This is a genomic window from Psychrobacter sp. UBA2514 (assembly GCF_002341255.1).
GTDB lineage: Bacteria > Pseudomonadota > Gammaproteobacteria > Pseudomonadales > Moraxellaceae > Psychrobacter > Psychrobacter pacificensis.
The window spans coordinates 1,827-2,256 of record NZ_DDNS01000024.1 but is presented as its reverse complement, the minus strand read 5'-3'; the positions used below and the strand labels follow the sequence as shown (position 1 = coordinate 2,256).

1 protein-coding gene is annotated in these 430 nt (G+C 39.8%); it reads right to left on the bottom strand.

The features are described from left to right. A partial coding sequence (locus B3V51_RS08130; RefSeq protein ID WP_286708227.1) for a catalase occupies positions 1–191 on the bottom strand: 191 nt, incomplete at its 3' end. Between the last annotated feature and the right edge of the window lie 239 nt (positions 192–430).

The following is a 430-nucleotide window of genomic DNA, read 5'->3' as shown; positions in this document are numbered from 1 at the left end:
ATACGCTCATGGTCAAAGTGGTTGATCTTTTCACGTAGTACAAAATCTTCTAATAGCGTAGGACCACGTGCGCCTGCTTTTAATGAGTTTTGATTGTCGCTGATAGCCACGCCTTGTTGGGTAGTCAATACTTTGGTGTCATCACCTGCGCGCTGATGGGTTTCGCCCCCATTGCCGCGTTCAGTATTCATGTCTTTGGCTGGGTCGGTATGATCGATATTATTATTCATAAAACATCCTATCTAATGAGTAAAATAGTCTCTTCTAAGACCATTAAAAATGTGCTTACACAGGTGTTGTATCCTTTGGGATAATACTGACTTCATCTGTCGATTATCTGTCTGTGATGCTGCATGACCAATTATTAAAAAAGATAAAGGAATAAAAGGCATACGGTTTATCTTACCCAAAAACTAAGTCGCTTATAGTT